The organism is Vibrio sp. 378, assembly GCF_033339435.1.
Genome location: NZ_JAWOUO010000594.1, coordinates 1 through 682, shown reverse-complemented (window position 1 = coordinate 682; position 682 = coordinate 1). Strand labels below are relative to the sequence as shown.

Genomic DNA, 682 nt, shown 5'->3' with positions numbered 1-682 from the left:
CTCTAGATCCATACATGCGCGGTCGCATGAGCGATGCAGAATCTTATGCAGAACCAGTAGCGCTAGACGATGTGATGATTGGCGGCACCGTTTGTCAGGTAGAAGCATCCAACCACCCGGACTATGAGGCGGGTGAATGGGTACTTGCGTACACCGTGGGTTGGCAAGACTACGCAATTTCTACCGGAGAGATGGTGATTAAATTGGGCAAAGAGCCACAAAACCCATCATACGCTCTGGGTGTTGCAGGCATGCCTGGCTTTACCGCATACATGGGTTTGTTGGATATTGGCCAGCCAAAACCAGGTGAAACCATTGTAGTTGCTGCGGCAACGGGCCCTGTCGGCGCGACAGTTGGTCAAATCGGTAAAATCAAAGGCTGCCGCGTAGTTGGTATCGCCGGTGGCGAAGAAAAATGTCGCTACGCAAAAGAGGTTTTAGGCTTTGATGAGTGTATCGATCACAAAGCAGATGATTTCGAACAACAATTGAAAGATGCATGCTACAACGGCATCGATGTTTACTTTGAAAACGTGGGCGGCAAAGTATTCGAAGCTGTCATGCCACTCCTCAATACCAGTGCACGTATCCCTTTATGTGGATTGATTTCTCAATACAACGCAACAGAATTGCCTGAAGGCACAGACCATCTACCTCTGCTAATGGGTAAGCTACTGACGAA

The 682-nt window shown here is 49.0% G+C and carries 1 protein-coding gene; it reads left to right on the top strand.

The features are described 5' to 3' along the window. Nucleotides 1-682 (top strand): NADP-dependent oxidoreductase (locus tag R7Q48_RS27740; RefSeq protein ID WP_318133495.1); only part of this gene is annotated, 682 nt, incomplete at both ends.